Genomic DNA, 1,086 nt, shown 5'->3' on the forward strand with positions numbered 1-1,086 from the left:
GGAGGATCCCATGAACGCACCGCACCGCGACGACGGCTTTTTCACCGAGAGCCTTTCGTCCCGCGATCCCGAGCTTTTCGCGGCGATGGAGGGCGAGCTCGGGCGCCAGCGCGACGAGATCGAGCTGATCGCGTCCGAGAACATCGTCTCCCGCGCCGTGATGGAGGCGCAGGGCGGCGTGATGACCAACAAGTACGCCGAGGGCTATCCCGGCCGCCGCTACTACGGCGGCTGCCAGTGGGTGGACGTGGCCGAGGAGCTGGCCATCGACCGGGCCAAGCGGCTGTTCGACTGCGGCTTCGCCAACGTGCAGCCGAACTCGGGGTCCCAGGCGAACCAGGGCGTGTTCACCGCGCTGATCAAGCCCGGCGACACCATCCTCGGGATGAGCCTCGATGCCGGCGGGCACCTGACCCACGGTGCCCGGCCCAACCAGTCGGGCAAGTGGTTCAACGCCGTGCAGTACGGCGTGCGGAAGGAAGACAACCTTCTCGACTACGACGAGGTGGCGCGGCTGGCCGAAGAGCACCGCCCGCAGATGATCATCGCCGGCGGCTCGGCGATCCCGCGGGTGATCGACTTCGCGAAGATGCGCGAGATCGCGGATTCCGTGGGGGCCTACCTCCTCGTGGACATGGCGCACTTCGCGGGGCTGGTGGCCGCGGGGCTCTACCCCTCGCCGTTCCCGCACGCGCACGTGGCGACGACCACGACCCACAAGACGCTGCGCGGGCCGCGTGGGGGCATGATCCTCACCAATGATGAATCAATCGCGAAGAAGGTGAATTCGGCGATCTTCCCCGGCATCCAGGGCGGGCCGCTGATGCACGTGATCGCCGCCAAGGCGGTGGCCTTCGGCGAGGCGCTGGAGCCGGGCTTCAAGACCTACTCGCAGCAGGTGATCCGCAACGCGCAGGCGCTGTCGGACCGGCTGATCGAGGGCGGTCTCGGCACCGTCACCGGCGGCACCGACACCCACCTCGTGCTGGTCGACCTGCGTCCCAAGGGCGTGAAGGGCAACGCGACCGAGGCCGCCCTGGGCCGCGCGCACATCACCTGCAACAAGAACGGCGTGCCGTTCGACCC

General features: G+C 68.6%; 1 protein-coding gene. It reads left to right on the plus strand.

Annotated features, from left to right (window positions below):
- Positions 1-10 precede the first annotated feature (10 nt).
- A partial coding sequence (glyA, locus tag BMX29_RS18690; protein WP_092815969.1) for a serine hydroxymethyltransferase occupies positions 11-1,086 on the plus strand: 1,076 nt, incomplete at its 3' end.

The organism is Roseivivax marinus, assembly GCF_900109705.1.
Taxonomy (GTDB): Bacteria; Pseudomonadota; Alphaproteobacteria; order Rhodobacterales; family Rhodobacteraceae; genus Roseivivax; species Roseivivax marinus.